The organism is Embleya sp. NPDC001921, from assembly GCF_053594475.1.
Genome location: NZ_JBSFEO010000047.1, coordinates 39,160 through 55,954 on the forward strand (window position 1 = coordinate 39,160; position 16,795 = coordinate 55,954).

Annotated in this window: 18 protein-coding genes; 11 read left to right on the plus strand and 7 right to left on the minus strand. The window is 72.3% G+C overall.

The genetic code is table 11. The annotated features are described in order from the left end of the window. Positions 1-221 precede the first annotated feature (221 nt). The 3 genes from ACWCPW_RS39960 to ACWCPW_RS39970 form a co-directional block, all read right to left on the minus strand. On the minus strand, positions 222-986 hold the full coding sequence (locus ACWCPW_RS39960; RefSeq protein ID WP_449766512.1) for a nucleotidyltransferase domain-containing protein: 765 nt from the start codon (positions 984-986) through the stop codon (positions 222-224). An 82-nt stretch (positions 987-1,068) separates the two neighbouring features. Continuing rightward, a complete protein-coding gene (locus tag ACWCPW_RS39965) occupies positions 1,069-1,686 on the minus strand; it encodes an HD domain-containing protein (RefSeq protein ID WP_449766513.1) in 618 nt (205 codons plus the stop codon). A 243-nt stretch (positions 1,687-1,929) separates the two neighbouring features. Further along, positions 1,930-2,652: a DJ-1/PfpI family protein gene (locus tag ACWCPW_RS39970; protein WP_449766514.1), complete on the minus strand. Its 723-nt coding sequence runs from the start codon at positions 2,650-2,652 to the stop codon at positions 1,930-1,932. Between the two features lie 130 nt (positions 2,653-2,782). Between ACWCPW_RS39970 and ACWCPW_RS39975 the strand changes: the two genes are divergently transcribed. After that, complete coding sequence (locus ACWCPW_RS39975; RefSeq protein WP_449766550.1) at positions 2,783-3,775, plus strand: GlxA family transcriptional regulator; 993 nt, start codon at positions 2,783-2,785, stop codon at positions 3,773-3,775. Here the strand turns inward: ACWCPW_RS39975 and ACWCPW_RS39980 are convergent. Genes ACWCPW_RS39980 through ACWCPW_RS39990 form a run of 3 tightly spaced genes read right to left on the minus strand, consistent with a single transcriptional unit; the run spans position 3,703 to position 5,521 of the window. Continuing rightward, entirely contained in the window at positions 3,703-4,488 is a 786-nt protein-coding gene (locus ACWCPW_RS39980) for a TetR family transcriptional regulator (RefSeq protein ID WP_449766515.1), read from the minus strand. The genes ACWCPW_RS39975 and ACWCPW_RS39980 overlap by 73 nt on opposite strands. 11 nt (positions 4,489-4,499) lie before the next feature. After that, positions 4,500-5,057, minus strand: coding sequence for a thiol-disulfide oxidoreductase DCC family protein (locus ACWCPW_RS39985; RefSeq protein ID WP_449766516.1), 558 nt, complete (start codon positions 5,055-5,057; stop codon positions 4,500-4,502). Positions 5,058-5,062: 5 nt separating this feature from the next. Beyond that, entirely contained in the window at positions 5,063-5,521 is a 459-nt protein-coding gene (locus ACWCPW_RS39990; RefSeq protein ID WP_449766517.1) for a hypothetical protein, read from the minus strand. Between the two features lie 168 nt (positions 5,522-5,689). On the opposite strand from ACWCPW_RS39990, the gene ACWCPW_RS39995 reads away from it, so the two are divergent. From ACWCPW_RS39995 to ACWCPW_RS40020, 6 genes are all read left to right on the plus strand, one after another. Beyond that, positions 5,690-5,866 (plus strand): hypothetical protein, encoded by a 177-nt coding sequence (locus ACWCPW_RS39995; protein ID WP_449766518.1) that lies wholly within the window; start codon positions 5,690-5,692, stop codon positions 5,864-5,866. Positions 5,867-6,014: 148 nt separating this feature from the next. Further along, entirely contained in the window at positions 6,015-6,332 is a 318-nt protein-coding gene (locus ACWCPW_RS40000; RefSeq protein ID WP_449766519.1) for a peptidylprolyl isomerase, read from the plus strand. Positions 6,333-6,554: 222 nt separating this feature from the next. Further along, the gene (locus tag ACWCPW_RS40005; protein WP_449766520.1) at positions 6,555-7,346 is read left to right on the plus strand and encodes a S1 family peptidase; all 792 of its coding nucleotides are present in this window, start codon (positions 6,555-6,557) and stop codon (positions 7,344-7,346) included. Between the two features lie 243 nt (positions 7,347-7,589). Next, complete coding sequence (locus tag ACWCPW_RS40010; protein WP_395868038.1) at positions 7,590-8,114, plus strand: PadR family transcriptional regulator; 525 nt, start codon at positions 7,590-7,592, stop codon at positions 8,112-8,114. Further along, entirely contained in the window at positions 8,111-8,791 is a 681-nt protein-coding gene (locus tag ACWCPW_RS40015) for an ABC transporter ATP-binding protein (RefSeq protein WP_449766521.1), read from the plus strand. Before ACWCPW_RS40010 ends, ACWCPW_RS40015 begins: the two co-directional genes overlap by 4 nt. A 20-nt stretch (positions 8,792-8,811) precedes the next feature. After that, positions 8,812-11,106 carry an FtsX-like permease family protein gene (locus ACWCPW_RS40020; protein ID WP_449766551.1) on the plus strand — a complete coding sequence of 765 codons (2,295 nt, stop codon included), beginning with the start codon at positions 8,812-8,814 and terminating at the stop codon, positions 11,104-11,106. A gap of 114 nt (positions 11,107-11,220) precedes the next feature. Here the strand turns inward: ACWCPW_RS40020 and ACWCPW_RS40025 are convergent, their stop codons facing one another. Beyond that, on the minus strand, positions 11,221-12,033 hold the full coding sequence (locus tag ACWCPW_RS40025) for an SAM-dependent methyltransferase (RefSeq protein WP_449766522.1): 813 nt from the start codon (positions 12,031-12,033) through the stop codon (positions 11,221-11,223). Positions 12,034-12,286: 253 nt separating this feature from the next. Here ACWCPW_RS40025 and ACWCPW_RS40030 point away from each other — a divergent pair, with 253 nt between their 5' ends. From ACWCPW_RS40030 to ACWCPW_RS40045, 4 genes are all read left to right on the plus strand, one after another. Then, positions 12,287-13,117 carry a class I SAM-dependent methyltransferase gene (locus tag ACWCPW_RS40030; RefSeq protein ID WP_449766523.1) on the plus strand — a complete coding sequence of 277 codons (831 nt, stop codon included), beginning with the start codon at positions 12,287-12,289 and terminating at the stop codon, positions 13,115-13,117. A gap of 932 nt (positions 13,118-14,049) precedes the next feature. Next, positions 14,050-15,222, plus strand: a complete 1,173-nt coding sequence (locus ACWCPW_RS40035; RefSeq protein WP_449766524.1) for a helix-turn-helix domain-containing protein — start codon at positions 14,050-14,052, stop codon at positions 15,220-15,222. Continuing rightward, positions 15,212-15,745 carry a hypothetical protein gene (locus ACWCPW_RS40040; RefSeq protein ID WP_449766525.1) on the plus strand — a complete coding sequence of 178 codons (534 nt, stop codon included), beginning with the start codon at positions 15,212-15,214 and terminating at the stop codon, positions 15,743-15,745. Before ACWCPW_RS40035 ends, ACWCPW_RS40040 begins: the two co-directional genes overlap by 11 nt. Positions 15,746-15,970: 225 nt before the next feature. Next, positions 15,971-16,783, plus strand: coding sequence for an SAM-dependent methyltransferase (locus ACWCPW_RS40045; RefSeq protein ID WP_449766526.1), 813 nt, complete (start codon positions 15,971-15,973; stop codon positions 16,781-16,783). Positions 16,784-16,795 lie beyond the last annotated feature (12 nt).

A 16,795-nucleotide genomic window follows, 5' to 3' on the forward strand; every position in this document is an offset into this window, starting at 1 on the left:
GCCTGCACCGGCTCGCCGGCCGGGGGTGCGAAGATCGCGCCGGGCGGACGAGCGCGGCGTCGAGATGGGTGAACTGCCCTGCCGCGAGGACGGTGTTCGGCGGACAGCGGACAGCGGACAGCGGACAGCGGACAGCGGGTAACGAACGGCGGACGGCGGACGGCGGGTCGGCCCGGGCGAGGAGTGATCGCGCGGAGGAGGGTCGGTGGCCGCCGGCCACGTCAGGCGGGTCGGCTCGCCTTCAGGGCGTTGTCGAGGAGGGTGCCGGTCTCGGCGATCGCGGCGGACAGTGTCGTGGGGGTCAGTCGGGCCACGATCTCGTCGACGCCGCGCAGGCCCGCGCGATCCAGCAGGGTCTTCTCGTTGGTCACCCACTCGCCGCGACCGGCCGACACCGCGTGTGCCGCCTCGCACGCCGCACGCCCGATCGCGCCCGCGACGTCGGTGACACGGCCGCGTCCGGCGTGCGCCCCGTCGGCGTACGCGAGGGTCAGCCGCGCGTCGTCGCCCCACCTGGTGTGTCCGGTGCGGCGCAGCGCCTCCGGGTAGGAGGGGCGCGGCAGGTCGCCGAACAGCACGCGGTTGACCGCGAGTTCGGCTACCACCAGATAGGTCGGCACGCCCGCCAGGTGGAACAGCAGCCGCTCGACCTCGAACCTGCCCTCCCGCGCCTGGGCCAACCGCAGCTCCACGTCCGCGAGTTCGCGATAGTGCAGATCGACCGCCCGGTCCTGGACGGTGAGCCAGGCGCCGCCGTTGAACACCCCGCCGCCCCACGCGCCGAACTCGGACACCTCGCCGGGCCAGCCGAGGCCGCGGACCGCGTCCGGGGTGAATCCGTCCCGGTAGTACACCGAGAAGTCCCAGTCGCTGTCCGGGCGGTGGGTGCCTTGGGCGCGCGACCCGCCGAGCGCGACCGCCGCGACGCCGGGCAGCGCCGCGAGCCGTTCGGTGACGTGGGTGGTGAAGGATGCGTCACTGGTCATCATCGCAGGCTACAACGTGCCGCTTGCGGGCCTTTCGACCCGCGCCGGGCCCGGTGGGGCGACCGGACCCACCCCGGGGCGGTCAGGGCCGCAGGTAGCCGCGGGCGACCGCCTCGTCGATCAGTTCCAGGGTATAGGCCCACAACGACGGCGAGCCGTCCGCGATCGTGCTGCCCTGCTTGGCCAGCACCTCGGTGCGGGTCAGGTCGTACTCGCGCCACGTGCCGCCCTCGGTGTGGAAGTTGAGCAGGCACGGCTGGAACCGGTCGATCGCCTTGGCGAAGCGCGCGTCCGGGCTCTCGCGGGCCTCGAACTCCTCCCACAGGGCGCGCAGTTCCGCCCCCTGCCCGGCGGGCAGCAGGCCGAAGATCCGGTCCGCGCCCTTTTGTTCGCGCTCGGACTGGTCCACCTCGGCGACCGCGTCGTAGTAGAACGTGTCGCCCGCGTCGATCTCGACCAGGTCGTGGATCAACAACATCCGGGTCACCCGCGCGACGTCGACGTCGGTCGCGGCGTGCTCGGCCAGCGTGCCGGCCAGCATGGCCAGGTGCCACGAGTGCTCGGCGGTGTTCTCGCGTCGCGACGCGTCCGCGACCAGGTTGCGCCGGACCACGCCCTTGAGCCGGTCGATCTCCAGGATGAAGCCGATCTGCGCGGCCAGGTGCGCGTCGGTGGGTGGGAACAGCGGGACACCGGACAAGGCAACTCCTCGGTCGAACGGTCGGGCGGCGTCCGGATCGCCCGACCGGCGCGCGAGCGCGGCGGCCGTCGGCCGACGGTCGACGACTGCCGGCCGACGGCCGGTCGGCGGTGCGCGCGGTCGGCGGTGATCGCGGACGCCTCCACGATATGCAACGCGGTCGCGCCGAAGACCGCCCCGGGTCCGCGGGAGCCGGATCCCCGCGCCGGCCCGCATCGCAGCGACCGTCGCGCGGTCCCCGGGTCAGCGCAACTTGGCCAGCAGCGCCGGGTGATCCGCCAACGCCTTCTCGACCATCGCGGTCGCCATCGGCGCGAACGCGGCGACGTCCGTGCCGGCCCAGTCGATCGGCCCCTGCGGCGGCTCCGGGTCGTACTCGATGCCCAACTGGATCGCGCGCGCGACGTCCGCGCCGGCGATTCTCCCGACCACGTGCAGCGCCATGTCGATCCCGGCGGACACGCCCGCCGCGGTGACCACGTCGCCGTCCTCGACCCAGCGCTCGGCCACCGGTCGCGCGCCGAAGGCGGTCAGCCGGTCGCGGAACATCCAGTGCGTGGTCGCCCGGCGCCCGGTCAACACGCCGGCCTCGCCCAGGATCAGCGAACCCGTGCACACCGAGGTGGTCCAGGCGGCGGCGGCCGACGCGGTGCGCACGTAGTCGAGCAGCGGGGCGTCGGCGAGGGCCCGCAGCGTCGCCTCCTCGCCGCCGGGAACACACAGCAGATACGGTGCGGGCACCTCGGCGAAGGTGCGGTCGGCGGCCACCCGGAGCGGGGTGTCGGTGGACATCGGGTCGGTGTTCGCGGCGACCACGGTCACCTCGAAGCCGGGCCCGAACCGGGCCAGGCTCGTGAACACCTCGAGCGGCCCGACCAGGTCGAGCAGGGTCAGTCCCTCGTACAACACGAACGCGATGGTCCTGGGCGGGGGAGCGGTGGCATCGTGCGCGGTGGATGCGGTCATGGGACGACCCTCGCGTGCCCGCGTGGGCGGTGACGAGGTCGATGTCCGAATCCTTGTGATCCCGGTCCTTCGGACACTAGGTTTCCGGGCCATGGACACTCACCCGACCCCGCGCCCGGACGCGCGCCGGATGATCGTGGTCGGCTATCCCAACTCCGCGCTCCTGGACATCGCCTGCGTCACCGAGACGCTGGTCACCGCGAACACGCTCGGCGCCGACCCGCCCTACGACGTCCGCCTGGCCGGGCTCGGCGGCCGGCCGATCGCGTGCTCCGGCGGCTTCGAGTTGACCCCGCACATCCCGCTCGAACACGTGGTCGGCGCGGTGGACACGCTGCTGATCTGCGGCGGGCACGGCCACGAACGCGCCGCCGAGGACGAACGCTTCGTCGGCCACCTGCGCCGCGCGGCCCGGGAGGCGCGGCGGGTGGCGTCGGTGTGCACGGGCGCCTCGGTGCTGGCCGCGACCGGGCTGCTGGACGGCCGACGGGCCACCACACACTGGGCCTACGCCCGGCAACTGGCCGCCGACCGGCCCGCGGTCACGGTGGACGCGGCCCCGCTTTTCATCCGCGACGGCCGGATCTCCACGTCGGCCGGGGTGACCGCGGCGCTCGATCTGACGCTGTCCTTCATCGAGGAGGACCACGGTCCGGACCTGGCCCGGCACACCGCGCGCGGCCTGGTCACCTACCTCCAGCGGCCCGGCAACCAGGCCCAGGTGTCCATGTTCGTGGCCGCGCCGCCGCCCGAACACCCGCTGGTGCGGCGGGCGACCGCTTACGTGACCGGCAACCTGGACGCCGACCTGAGCACTCCGGCACTGGCCCGCGAGGTGGGTATCGGCGCGCGGCACCTGACCCGGCTCTTCCACGCCCAGTTGGGCACCTCGCCGGGCCGGCACGTGCGGGTGACCCGCACCGAGGCCGCGGCCCGGCTGCTGGTGGCCACCCGGCTGCCGCTGAGCGCGATCGCGCGCCGCTGCGGGTTCGGCACCACGGAGACGCTGCGGCTGGCCTTCGCCGACCTGTACGCGTGCTCGCCGTCGGCCTATCGGCGATCCGCCGGCGATTTGGACGGGCCGCCGGTGTCCGCCGCCGCGACGCCCTCGGGCACGATGTAGTCGCGGATCAGCCGTTCCGCGTCGCGCACCAGCGGCCGGAAGACCTTGTACCGGGACAGCGAGATCACCCGCTCCACCATCGGCGTGGTGCGCGCGACGAACGCGCGTGACTTGGCGCACTCGGGGGAGCGGTCGTAGACCCAGAAGAGCACGATGCCCATCAGGTGCAGCCACAGCAACTCGGGCAGCAACTCGGCGAGTTCGTCGTCGATCCGGAGCGAGGAGCCGCGCAGGACGTCGGCGAACAGCCCGGTGACCTGTTCGCGGATCGGATACGACTCCGCGGAGAACGGGCTGAGCGGGCTCTCCGGGTCCGCGGCGTTGCGGAAGAACTGCACCGCGAACGCGTGGTACGGCTCGGCGACGTCCAACCACGCGGACAGCACCACCTGGAGCCGGTCGCCGAAGTCGCGGACCCCGCGCAGCTCCCGCCGGCAACGGTCGACGTGCTCGTGGGTGACCTGGTCGTAGAAGCCGTGGATCAGGTGTTCCTTGGAGCCGAAGTAGTAGTAGGCGTTGCCGACCGAGACGCCGGACTCCTGGGCGATGGCCCGCATGGTCGTCTTGTCGTAGCCGCGCTCGCGGAAGAGCCGCAGCGCGGTCTCCAGGATCAGAGACCGCGTCTGCTCGCTCTTGCCGGGCCGACCGCCCCGGTCCGGCGGGTCGCTCTTGTCGGCCGGGTTCGATGCGTCGGTGCCTTCCACGTGCTCCACGACAGGCAAGGTTAGTGCTCGAGCTCGCACCGGTCGCCACACGCGACCACCGTCCACGGTTCGAGGTAGGGGTCCTCGTCCGGATACGGGGGGAGCGGCTGCCGCCGGGTGACCGCCCGGATCCGGGCCGCGGCCAGTACGGCGGCTCGGGCCATCGGCATGCCCATCGGCGTGGCGAGCCGGTAGGACAGGCCGCGGTAGGCGCGCAGTGCCCACGCCACGGTGATCCACGCGGCCGGGCCGGACCACACCTCGCCGGCGCTGCCGACGACGGTCAGCTCGCGTACGGTCGCGGCGTGGTCGAGTTCGGGGTAGCGGTTGCGGGCCCTGGGCGAGCCGGCCGGGAGCAGGTCGACGGCGAGCAGGGTGGGCTGCCGGGCGATCCAGTCCGAGAGCGCCGTGCACAACGGGCACTCGGCGTCGTACAGGACGGTGAGGCGGCGGATCGGGGTGGGCGGCTCGGGGGCGGGGGCGCCGTGCCGGGCCGTCCCCTCCGATCGGCCCGGCACGGTGTTTTCGGGAAGGTCCTCGGGAAGGTCCTCGGCGGGGTGCTCGGGAAGGGCGATCATCGGGATCAGACCCCGGGTGCCGGTCGGGTGGTGCCCTGCGGGTGCACCGGCGGGCCGAAGTCCCGGCCGGAGACCTTGCGCGCCCGCCGGGCGCTACCGCTGCTGCCGTAGGCCTCGTCCGCCAGACCGCGCTGCCGGATGCGATTGAGCACGTAGACGTTCAACAGGTGCAGCACACCCAGGACCAGCAGCACGGTGCCGAGTTTGACCGACAGCGCCTCGACCGACTCGCGGGCGTTGTCGATGCCGCCGCCGCCCTTGAGGTAGAGCGCGACGAAGCCGAGGTTGACGAGGTAGAAGCCGACCACCAGGAGGTGGTTGACGGCGGCGGCGAGTTCCTCGCGTCCGCGCAGGACGTCCTGGAGGAAGACCTGCCCGCTGCGGCTGAGGGTTCGGGCCACCCAGACGGTGAGTCCGACGCTGATGACCAGGTAGATGGCGTACGTGACAACGGTCATGTCCATTGACCGGCTCCTTTTTGAACGTGTTCAAACTGGCCGACGAGCGCGACTGTAGACCTGTTTTTGAACACGTTCAAGTCGCCGTCGGAGAGGTGTCGGGGTCGTGGCGAACACTTCGGGCGGAAACGACTAAACCCGCCGAACACGCCGCGAGTGCGGTGCGATCGACGGGTGTTCGTGGTGTTCGTGGTGTTCGTGGTGTTTGTGGTGGTCGCGCGTTCGAGCATGTCCCCGGTGCCGTACGGCCACCACGTCGGTGGGGTCAAACCGTGGGCCGCGGACCCGGAACGGGCGGCTCGCCGGTGGCGGATGTCGGCCGGAGTCACCGGTGTGGACGCGTTCGGCTGACCGCGGACACCCGGTCGCGCGGGGCCGGCGCGGCGCGTTCCGGCCGGTCCCGTCCGGTCGCGTGGCGGCCTTATCATCCACATGATCGACAACTCGGTGACCGCGCTCGGCCCGAGCGCGCCGGGTGGCGACGACCCCGGGAGCGACCTTGTCCGACGCGCTGGAATACCACGCCCTGCACATCGCGGTGGAGACCGAGAGCGAGGGCCGGGCGATTCTCGAGGAACTCGCCCGGGACCCGGGCCGGTTCGGCGAGATCGCCCGGAAGCGCTCCAAGGACCCGCTGTCCGCCGCGAACGGCGGCGACCTGGGCTGGGGGCAGGAGGACGACTACGCCGACGCGTTCGCCGAGGCGCTGGTGCGGCTGCGTCCCGGTCAACTGAGCGATCTCGTCGCGTCCCAGTACGGCTTCCACATCATCAAGCTCGCGGGCACCCGCCCGGCCCGCTTCGTCGAAGAGGACTGACCGGGCGGGGCGTACCTCGCGCGCGGCCGGTCCGGACGCGGGCGCCGGACGGTCCCGGCGTGGCGCCGGGCGGGTCCGATCGGCGGAAGCGCTCTTCGGGTACGGGTGGGGCCGATGCGAATGGGGATGCATCCGCAGGGCGACCGTGCGCGTGCAAAGGGTAGGGCCGTCGGTTCCGCCGGGACCCCCGTCGCACGGCCGTCCGATCGAAGGGACCGCGAGATGACTCGTACTCGGCAGACGCAGGACACCCACCGACGCGCGTCGAGGAAGGTGTTCGGCGCGGCGGCCGTCGCGCTCGCCGCGATCGGCGTCTGCGCGGCGCCCGCCTCGGCCGTGCGCTTCGGCACCGACGCGCCCGCCGGCGCCGCGCCGTACGCCGTGGCCCTGTTCACCGCCGACGGCCAACAGCTCTGCGGCGGAACGCTGGTGGCCCCGAAGAAGGTGCTCACCGCGGCGCACTGTGTGAACGGGCTGGAGGACCCGACCGCCGTCACGGTGGTCGCCGGGCGCCTGGACCTGTCCGGCACGGGCGGACAGACCCGCAAGGTGACGAAGACCAAGGTGCACCCGAAGTTCGAGCAGGGCACGCTCACCTACGACGCGGCCGTGCTCGAACTGGACCGCCCGCTGAATCAGAAGCCCCTGCCGATCGCCGGCGCGAAGGACGACGCGCTCTACAAGGTCGGCAACAAGGCGACCGTTTACGGGTGGGGCAAGACCGACGGCGGCGCGACGACCACGCGGCTCAAGCAGACCACCCTGGTGCTCTCGCCGCTGGCGCAGTGCGAGCCGTACACGTTCCCCGGGGACAGTCCGGCCACGCGGGTGTGCGGCCAGGCGCCGGCCGACAACCCCGGCACCAGCATCTGCCGCGGCGACTCCGGCGGGCCGCTGGTGGAGAAGGGGAAGCTGATCGGGATCGTGTCGACCGGCAACAAGTACTGCACGGGCGAGCAGCCCGAGTCGGTGTTCACCCGGGCGAGCGCCGTGACCAAGGGCCTCGGCCTCTGAGCGGTTCCGGGCGTTCGGGACACCGCGTGATCCACCACGGCTGAGCAAGCGGGTTCGGCCGAACGGCCGCACGCGTCGGGACGAGGGCGCGCCGCCGATCGGGCGGCGCGCCCTCGTCGATCCCGCCGTACAGCCATCCGCACAACCATCCGTACAGCCATCCTTCGGCCCTGGGTACGCCCTCCATCCGCACGTCGATCTCGCTATACACGCTAGGTATACCTGCTGTGTATAGTGCTCCGCATGTCAATCGGACACACCCTGCTCGGGCTCCTGGAGTCCGGCCCCCGCCATGGCTACGACCTCAAGCGCAGCTTCGACGAGCGCTTCGGGCGAGACCGTTCGCTCGCCTACGGCCAGGTCTACTCGACCATGTCGCGGCTGCTGAAGAACGGGCTCGTGGAGATAGACGGCCTCGAGACCAGCGGCGGCCCCGAGCGCAAGCGCTACTCGATCACCGATGCCGGGGTCACCGACGTCGAGCAGTGGCTCGGCCAACCCGAGAAGCCCGAGCCCTACCTCCAGTCGACGCTCTACACGAAGGTCGTCCTCGCGCTGCTCACCGGCCGGGACGCCAACGAGATCCTGGACACCCAACGCGCCGAGCACCTGCGCATGATGCGCGACCTCACCCGGCGCAAGATCGACGGCGACCTCAGCGACCGATTGATCTGCGACCACGCGCTGTTCCACCTCGAAGCGGACCTGCGGTGGCTGGAACTGACCACCGCACGCCTCGGCGAACTCACCCAGGAGATCCGCACGTGACCGACGCCCTGCTCAGTGGCCAGGATCTGCACAAGACGTACGGTGCGACGCCCGCGCTGGCCGGCGCGGAGTTCACCATCCGCGCGGGCGAGGTCGTGGCCATCATGGGACCGTCCGGATCGGGCAAATCCACGTTGCTGCACTGTCTGGCCGGCATCGTGCGACCGGATTCCGGCGCCATCCGCTACGACGGCCGCGACGTGACCGCCATGTCGGACGTGCAACGCAGCGCGCTGCGCCGCAGCGACTTCGGTTTCGTCTTCCAGTTCGGCCAGTTGGTCCCCGAGTTGACCTGCCTGGAGAACGTCGCGCTGCCGCTGCGCCTGAACGCGGTCAAGCGCAAGGAGGCCGAGACGAGGGCCCGCGAGTGGATGGAGCGCCTGGAGGTCGCCGACCTCGCGGGCAAACGGCCCGGTGAGATCTCCGGCGGGCAGGGCCAGCGGATCGCGGTGGCCCGCGCCCTGGTGATCCGCCCCCGGGTGGTGTTCGCGGACGAGCCGACCGGTGCGCTGGACTCGCTCAACGGCGAACGTGTCATGCAGATGTTGATCGAGGCCGCCCGCACCACCGACGCGGCGATCGTGCTGGTCACCCACGAGTCCCGGATCGCCGCCTACTCCGACCGCGAGATCGTGGTCCGCGACGGCAGGTCCCGAGACATGGCGCGTGCCGCGTGAAGGTGTTGCGCGACCTGGGAATGGGCGCCGGATTCGCGGTCACCGGCGGCCGGGAGGGCTGGACCCGTACGCTGCTGACCGCGATCGGGGTCGGGCTGGGCGTGGCGCTGCTGTTGCTGACCACCGCGATCCCCGGCGCGCTGGGCGCGCGGGACGACCGCGGGCGGGCCCGGGACGAGCACGCGGGCCGGGCGGCCGAAGCCGGCGCGAACACGCTGCTGGTCGGGATTGCGGACACCGCCTACAAGGGTGAGGACATCCGCGGCCGGGTGCTGCGCGCGGAAGGCCCGGACGCGCCGGTCCCGCCGGGGTTGCGCAGGCTGCCCGGCCCGGGCGAGATGGTCGTCTCGCCCGCGCTGGCCGAACTGCTCGGCTCGGACCGGGGGCGGTTGCTCAAGGAGCGCTTCCCCTACCGCACAGTGGGCCGGATCGCCGACCGGGGCCTGATCGGTCCGGACGAACTGGTCTACTACGTCGGCAGCGACGCGCTCGCCGCGGACTCCATGTCGACGCTGCGGATCACCGAGTTCGGCAACCGGATCCCGGCGGAGAAGCTGGACGCCAGGCTGCTCCTGCTCGTCCTGGTGATGTTCGTGGTGCTGCTGATGCCGGTCGCCGTATTGATCGCCACGGCTGTGCGGTTCGGCGGCGAACGGCGCGACCGACGGCTCGCGGCGCTGCGGCTGGTGGGCGCGGACAACCGGACCACCCGCTGGATCGCGGCCGGTGAGGCGCTCGCGGGTTCGCTGCTCGGGCTGCTCCTCGGGCTCGGCTTCTTCCTGATCGGCCGGCAACTGACCGATGTGGCGGCGGCGTTCGACCTGAGCATCTTCCCGAGCGACCTGGATCCGAGCGTGCCGCTCGCGGTCCTGGTGGCGCTCGCGGTGCCGGCCGCCGCCGTCGCGGTGACGCTGTTCGCACTGCGTTCGGTGGTGATCGAGCCGCTCGGCGTGGTGCGCACCAGTACGCCGATCCGGCGCCGGGTGTGGTGGCGGTTGTTGCTGCCGCTCGCGGGCGTGGCGCTGTTGTTCCCGATGATCCGCCGAGGCGCCGATCGCGGCGAGTTCAACGAACTGCAGGTGGTCGCCGGCACGGTTCTCCTGCTGGTCGGTGTCACCGCGCTGCTGCCGTGGCTGGTCGAGGCCGTGGTGTTCCGGCTCGGCGCCGGTCGGGTGCCGTGGCAACTCGCGGTGCGCCGGCTGCAACTGGGCAGCGGCCTGGCCGCGCGGTCGGTCAACGGCATCGCGGTCGCGGTGGCCGGCGCCATCGCCTTGCAGATGCTCTTCCTCGGCGTCGACCAGGACTACGTCAAGGAGACCGGCCAGGACACCGAGCGGGCGCAGATGTCGATGTCCTCCGATGTGCGGGCGGGCAGCGACAAGGTCGCCGAGATCACCCGGGCGATCCGGGAGAGCAAGGGCGTGCGGTCCGCCTTCGGGTACGCGAGCACCCGGATCGGCGATCGGGCGGAGGACCCGGCCGGCTCGGCCTCGTTGACCATCGGGAACTGCGACGCGCTGCGCGAGCTGGCCCGGATCGATCGATGCGCCGAAGGCGACACGTTCATCATCGAGGCCCGCGCGAACCCGTTCGGCGAGATGCAGGCGGCCCCCGGGCAGCAGGTGATCGTCGATCCGTCGTACGGCCCGAACGCGCAACGGTCGGCCCGTACGCCGTGGCGGATTCCGGCGGCCGCGGCGACGGTTCCGGGGCGGGCCGACCCGCACGGGCGTTCGTACGACGGCGTGCTGGCGACGCCGAGCGCGGTTCCGGCGGCCGCGACCAAGCGCCTGACCCTCTCGATGGACATCCAAATCGACCCGGCGGCTCCGGACGCCCGGGACCTGGTCCGCAACGCCGCGGCTCGGATCGACCCGTTGTCCTCGGTCTACGATCTGTCCTCGACCGAGGAATCGCGGCGGTTCGCGAACGTGCGCACGGCGCTGTTCATCGGCACGGCCGTGGTGCTGGCGCTGATCGGCGCGAGCCTGCTGGTGACCATGCTGGAGCAACTGCGCGAGCGGCGGAAACTGTTGTCGGTGCTGGTCGCGTTCGGCACCAGGCGCAGCACGCTGAGCTGGTCGATCCTGTATCAGTCGGCGATTCCGGTGGTCCTGGGGCTGATGCTCGCGGTGGCCACCGGCGTGGGGCTGGGCGCCGTGCTGCTCGGGATGGCGGGGCGGCCGTTCACCGTGGACTGGTCCGGCATGGCGGCGATGACCGGGATCGGCGCGGGAGTGGTGCTGCTGGTCACGGCGCTGAGCCTGCCGCCGCTGTGGCGGCTGATGCGCCCGGACGGCCTGCGTACGGAGTAGCGGTACACGGCCTCGGTCGGTGGGTGGTGGTGCCGGGTGCGGATTTCCCCGCCCGGCATCGCCGTCGCGCGTTGTGGCGCGACCGCCCGGGGGCGGTGGGCCGGGCCCGGTGGGTCAGGCCTTGCGCGCGACCGCGCCGAACTGCGGTACGACCGGCGGAAGTTCGTCGGCGGGGGCGTCGGTGCGCCAGCGGGAGCAGGAGACGATGCCCGGTTCGAGCAGTTCCAGCCCCTCGAAGAACCGGGTGAACTCGGCGAGGCTGCGGGCGGTGATCGGCGGTTTCGCGTTCTCGTTCCAGAACCGCATCGCCTCGACGTTGCCCTCGCCGCCGAGTTCCGTGGTCGGGTGGGTCACCACGAGGTAGCTGCCGGAGGGCACCGCGGCCATGAGCCGGCGCACGATGTCCACGGCCGTGTCGGTGTCCAGGATGAAATTGAGGCTGCCCAGGAGCATCACCGCGATCGGCCGCTCGAAGTCCAGCGTCGCCTTCGCGGTCGCGATGATCGCGTCCGGGTAGTGCGCGTCGGCGTCGATGTAGTCCGTGGCGCCTTCGGGGGTGCTGGTGAGCAGGGCTCGGGCGTGCGCCAGTACCAGGGGATCGTTGTCCACGTACACGATCCGCGCGGTGGGGTCGACCCGCTGGGCGACCTCGTGCGTGTTGTCGGCTGTGGGCAGTCCGGTCCCGATGTCCAGGAACTGGTCCAGGCCCGCCTCGCCGGCCAGGAATCGCACCGCGCGGCCCAGGAAGACCCGGTCGGCCCGGGCGACTTCGCCGATCGAGGGGAACATCTCGGTGACGTGGTCGCCGACCCTGCGGTCGATCGGGTAGTTGTCCTTGCCGCCCAGCCAGTGGTTCCAGACCCGGGCGTTGTGCGCCACGTCCTGACTCGATGTCGGCGTGCCCTCGTCGGGTCGACTCTCGCTCACGGGGTGGTTCCTCTTCCCTGTGCGCCGTGCACCCGGCGCCTGTTCGCCGTTCAGCGGGCGCGTTTCCAACGGAGGGCGGCACCGACCGGCGCGATCGAACCGATTCCCGAACCATTGTGCCAGGCGCCGACCGTTCGGTTCGCTTCGGCGCACGGGCGTGTCGGGCTCGGGTGGACCGACGCGTGCGCGGCTCGCCGTCGTGCCGATCGGCGCCGCTGTGGCCGGGGCGCGGCGGGTCGGCGATGGTGGAGGGATGAGCGAACGGCGGTTCGACACCTGGGCGCTCGGCGACGCGTACGAGCGGTACATGGGGCGGTGGAGCAGGGCGGTCGCGGCCGAGTTCGTGGCGTGGCTCGACGCGGACGCGGGACTGCGCTGGGTGGACGCGGGCTGCGGTACGGGCGCGTTGACCGCGGCCGTGGTGGCCCGGTGCCGGCCGCGGTGGGTGCTCGGGCTGGACCGGTCGCCCGAATTCGTGGCGCGGGCTCGGGCCGCGGTGCCGGCACCGGCCGGGTTCGTGGTCGCCGACGCCCAGACGCTGCCGGTCCGGGACGCGGCGTGCGAGGTGGTGGTCGGCGGTCTGGTACTCAACTTTCTGCCCGCGCCCGACGCGGCGGTGCTGGAGGCGACCCGGGTGGTGCGGCCCGGTGGGCTGGTCGCCGGGTATGTGTGGGACTACGCCGAGGGCATGGGACTGCTCCGGCGGTTCTGGGCCGCCGCCGTCGCGGCGGATCCGGCGGCGGCTCGGTGGGACGAGGGGCGGCGGTTCACGGTGTGTCGCCCCGATCGGCTGCGAGCGTTGTGGGCGGCGGCGGGACTGGTCGAGGTGTCGGTCGTGCCGATCGAGGTGGTGACGGGGTTCGCCGGCTTCGACGACCTGTGGGAGCCGTTCCTGGCCGGGCAGGGACCCGCGCCCGGCTATGCGGCCGCGCTCGCGCCGCCCGCGCGGGACCGGCTGCGGGAGGCGCTGCGCGCGGCGGTGCCGACCCGGGCGGACGGGTCGATCACGCTCATCGCGCGGGCTTGGGCGATCCGGGGCACGCGGGTGGGGCACCGAGTCGGGTGCGTTCGGGCGGAGCCCTGAGTCGGGTGCGCGCCGGTCGGGCAACGGGTCGGGTGCGCTGGGTCGGGCGCCGGGTCGGGTGCGTTCGGGCCGAGCCCTGAGTCGGGTGCGCGGGCGGCCGGTGATCGTGATCGGCAGCGATGAGCACGAACGTGTCCTCGGACCGCTTCCGGTCCGGGGGCGCGTGCGCGGGCGGGTGGCGACGGATGTCGGTGCGCCGGAGTGGGTGTGGGGGTGCGACGGGTGGGGCCGGTGCCGGGATTGTCGGGATTCCCGAAGGAAGCGGAGGCCGCTGCTTTGCATATGCAATTGCATGCGTATCACTCGGGAGAGTGGATTCGCCATGCGCGCGTGTCCGCTCGGCGGTAGGCGCGAAAATCGGGCCGATCGGACGCTGTGACGATTTCCGATCGAGTCTTTGCGGCGCCTGTGCTTTTATGCTTCCAGGCCTGCGGTTCTCGGCGGCTCGGTGGCTCGCTGCTGTCGGATCGGCAGGACGTCCTCGATCGTTTCGGGTGCTCGGGGCCATGTCGGTGCATTTGCATTTCCGCGGATTCGTTGGTGTCCGGGAAATTCTGGGAGTAGCTTCCGAAACATCGAATGGCCCCGGGCGGCGGTCACCGCCCGGGGCCATCGGGAACAACGATCAAGGAATCGAAGATGTTGATCGAGTTATCCGGCGGAGGGTTTTCGGACCGCCTCCGGCGATTCTCGAATGTAGCATTCCGTGCTTTCGCTCGGGGGGAACAATGCGGAGTCCGAGGTTCGACGACGCGGGGTGCGGGGACGGGGAGTTCGCGGGTGTCGCGGGTGTCGCCGGTGTCGCGGGCGTTGCGCTCGGATCGGGGGCCGGGGTGTCGTTCGTGAGGCGCGTGCGTACCGCGAGCCGGGACGTTTCCGGGGCCGCCGTCGCCGTTGTCGCCTCGGCCGAAACCGGAGGGGAGAAACAGGGGATGAACGCCCGGAGGGGCATCACCCGGTGCGCGGCGTGCGGTCGACGATTCGCCCAGCGCAAGGTGACCGGCCGCAAGCGGCTGTACTGCGACCCGACGTGTCGGCGATGGGCGCAGCGGGTGCGCGAGCGGGAACGGGCACGGGAACGGGTGCGGGTTCGCGGGGTGTCGGTGCGGGTCGAGGCGGGCGAGCACGCCGCTGGGGCGCGGACCGCCGGGGCCGTCGAGTCCGCCGAGCCGACCGCGTCCACCGCGTCCACCGCGTCCACCGAGCCGACCGAGTCCACCGAGCACGCCGGTCGGGTCGATCCGCGCGGTCTGGAGACGGGAATCGTGGCGATCCTGCGCCGGGTGGCGTGCGCGCTGGAGGAGGCCGAGCGCACTCGTGAGCCGCTGCGGGTGCGGCCGGCCTACGCGGATCGGCTCGGCGGGGACACCCGCTATCGAGCGGTGGTGGGGGAGGCCCGCCCGACCTCGGCGGCGATGCGGCCGCGGCCGGAGTGGTCCGCGCAGTTGGCCGCGCGGCTGGGCGCCCGGGCGGACCCCGGCGCGGACGCCGGCGGCGACGAGGACCTCTCGTCGTCGCAGCACGCGGGCGAGCGGTTGGCCGCCGCGTTGCGCGAACTGCGCCGTGCCGACGGCGTGACCGTCGCGGAACTGGCCTGGCAGGCGGGGATCAGCGAGGGCTTCCTGGACCGGATCCTGGCCGGCGAGGTCTGGCCGTCGTGGCCGGTGGTGGAGACACTGGCCGGGAAACTCGGCGGCGAGGCGCGCGAGTTGCGTGCGCTGTGGGAGTGCTCGCGCGGGATCGACCACACCATTCGGCGCGAACTTCGAGACCTGGCAACGCTGTTGGCGCAGATGTTGCGCGGACTTTGGCTGGCCGTCGGGCGGCCCGAGCCGGAGGGTATCGGCGGCGCGCCGCTCACCCCCGACTCGGTACGGCGCATCCTGGCCGGCGAGCTGATTCCGGATCGTGGCACCGCGGAACTCCTGGTCGAACGACTGGGCGCGCACCCGGACGTGATCCGCCGGTTGTGGACGCACGTGCACTACGGCGTCCTGACCCGCCTCGGCGACACCGGATTCCCGCCCGGTGGACTCCCCTTCGCGGCGCTCACGGGCGCCGACCCCGGTGCGGACGCCCGTCCCGGTGCCGCCGATGTCCGGTGACCCGCGCGCGGCCCGACCCGTCGGCCTCGGCGTGCCCGCGGGTGTACGCACAGGCGCAGGCGTGGTCGGGCGGTCCCGTGCCCCGCTCGACTTCGCCGCGTTCTGCCTGCTCCACCGGGCCCGCTGGGCGCAGTACGCCCGCCTGCGGGTGGGTGACCGGGTCCGCGGGGATCGAGCCGTGCAGTCGGCGGTCGCGGAACTGGCCGTCAACTGGGCGGACATGCTGCGCGGGCCGAACCCGACCGCCGGTGCGTGGCGGATCCTGGGCCGGGCGGTCACCCGCGCCCCCGGCCCCACGCCCGCCCCCGCGCGGGACACCCTGCACGACGCCCTCCCGTGGCCCCAGGCGGACGCGGTGCTGCTCCACTACCGGCTGGGCCTGACCCTCACCGCGACCGCCGACCTGATGGGCACCGATCCACCCGAGGTGGCGGCACACCTGGTCGCGGCCGAACGCACCCTGCCCACCGCCATGGTCAAAACCCTCGAACGCGACCCGGAAACGAGTCGCGGCCCATCGTGAAGCAGGACGCCGGCCGCGTCGGGCCGCGACGGACGTCGCCCGGCCGATGGTTTCGGCGGCGCTCGACGGCGGGCGGGGCCGTTTCGCGTCGCCATCGCAGGCGGGTCGGGCGCGGGGCATCTCGAAGGAGTGGCTGTCCGGCGCCCGGGTGCGCGCCTAGCATGGCCGGGGGCGGCCGGGACGGTGGCGGTGTGCCCGGGCGGGTGCGGAATCGAGGGGGGTCTGGTGGGGGACGCGGACAAGCACGTTTTCGAGATCGACGTGGACACGCCCAGTGCGGCTCGGATGTACGACTGGTACCTGGGCGGTACGGACAACTACCCCGCCGATCGGGTGGCGTGCGAGGAACTGCTCAAGATCGTGCCCAGTACCCGCGAACTGGCGCGCAACAACCGGGCGTTCCTGCAGCGGGTGGTGCGGGTGCTGGCCGCCGAGTACGGGATCCGCCAGTTCCTCGACCACGGATCCGGGCTGCCGACGCGGGAGAACGTGCACCAGGTGGCGCAGGCCGTCGATCCCGGTTCCCGGGTGGTCTACGTCGACAACGACCCGATCGTGTTGGCGCACGGTCGGATGTTGTTGGAGGAGAACGACAACACCGCGGTGATCCAGGCGGACATGACCGACACCGCCGGCATCTTCGACCACCCCGAGGTCCGACGGCTGATCCGCCTCGACGAGCCGGTGGCCGCGTTGTTCGTGTCGGTGCTGCACTGCCTGCCCGACGCGGCCGAACCCGCCGCGATGATCCGTCGGGTCGCCGAACGGCTGCCCTCGGGCAGTTTCATGGTGATCTGCCAACTGGTCAGCGAGGACCCGGAGATCCGGGACGGGGTCAGCGACTTCATGGCCGAGGCGACCGGCGGGAACTGGGGACGGGTACGCGAACCCGCCCAGGTGGACGCGTACTTCGCCGGATTGAGCATCCTGGAACCGGGCCTGGTCGAGGTCTCCACGTGGCGACCCGACTCGCACGTCACCGCGCGCCAGGAGACCGAGGAGTGGATCGAGTACGGCGGCCTGGGCCACATTCCCTGACCGCACCCGGTC

Excerpts from the sequence above, each read along its gene's own strand:
- ACWCPW_RS39960 (WP_449766512.1), bottom strand. The coding sequence starts at position 986 with ATGACCAGTGACGCATCCTTCACCACCCACGTCACCGAACGGCTCGCG.
- ACWCPW_RS39970 (WP_449766514.1), bottom strand. The coding sequence starts at position 2,652 with ATGACCGCATCCACCGCGCACGATGCCACCGCTCCCCCGCCCAGGACC.
- ACWCPW_RS39975 (WP_449766550.1), top strand. The coding sequence starts at position 2,783 with ATGATCGTGGTCGGCTATCCCAACTCCGCGCTCCTGGACATCGCCTGC.
- ACWCPW_RS39985 (WP_449766516.1), bottom strand. The coding sequence starts at position 5,057 with ATGATCGCCCTTCCCGAGCACCCCGCCGAGGACCTTCCCGAGGACCTT.
- ACWCPW_RS39990 (WP_449766517.1), bottom strand. The coding sequence starts at position 5,521 with ATGGACATGACCGTTGTCACGTACGCCATCTACCTGGTCATCAGCGTC.
- ACWCPW_RS40005 (WP_449766520.1), top strand. The coding sequence starts at position 6,555 with ATGACTCGTACTCGGCAGACGCAGGACACCCACCGACGCGCGTCGAGG.
- ACWCPW_RS40010 (WP_395868038.1), top strand. The coding sequence starts at position 7,590 with ATGTCAATCGGACACACCCTGCTCGGGCTCCTGGAGTCCGGCCCCCGC.
- ACWCPW_RS40020 (WP_449766551.1), top strand. The coding sequence starts at position 8,812 with ATGGGCGCCGGATTCGCGGTCACCGGCGGCCGGGAGGGCTGGACCCGT.
- ACWCPW_RS40030 (WP_449766523.1), top strand. The coding sequence starts at position 12,287 with ATGAGCGAACGGCGGTTCGACACCTGGGCGCTCGGCGACGCGTACGAG.
- ACWCPW_RS40035 (WP_449766524.1), top strand. The coding sequence starts at position 14,050 with ATGAACGCCCGGAGGGGCATCACCCGGTGCGCGGCGTGCGGTCGACGA.
- ACWCPW_RS40040 (WP_449766525.1), top strand. The coding sequence starts at position 15,212 with ATGTCCGGTGACCCGCGCGCGGCCCGACCCGTCGGCCTCGGCGTGCCC.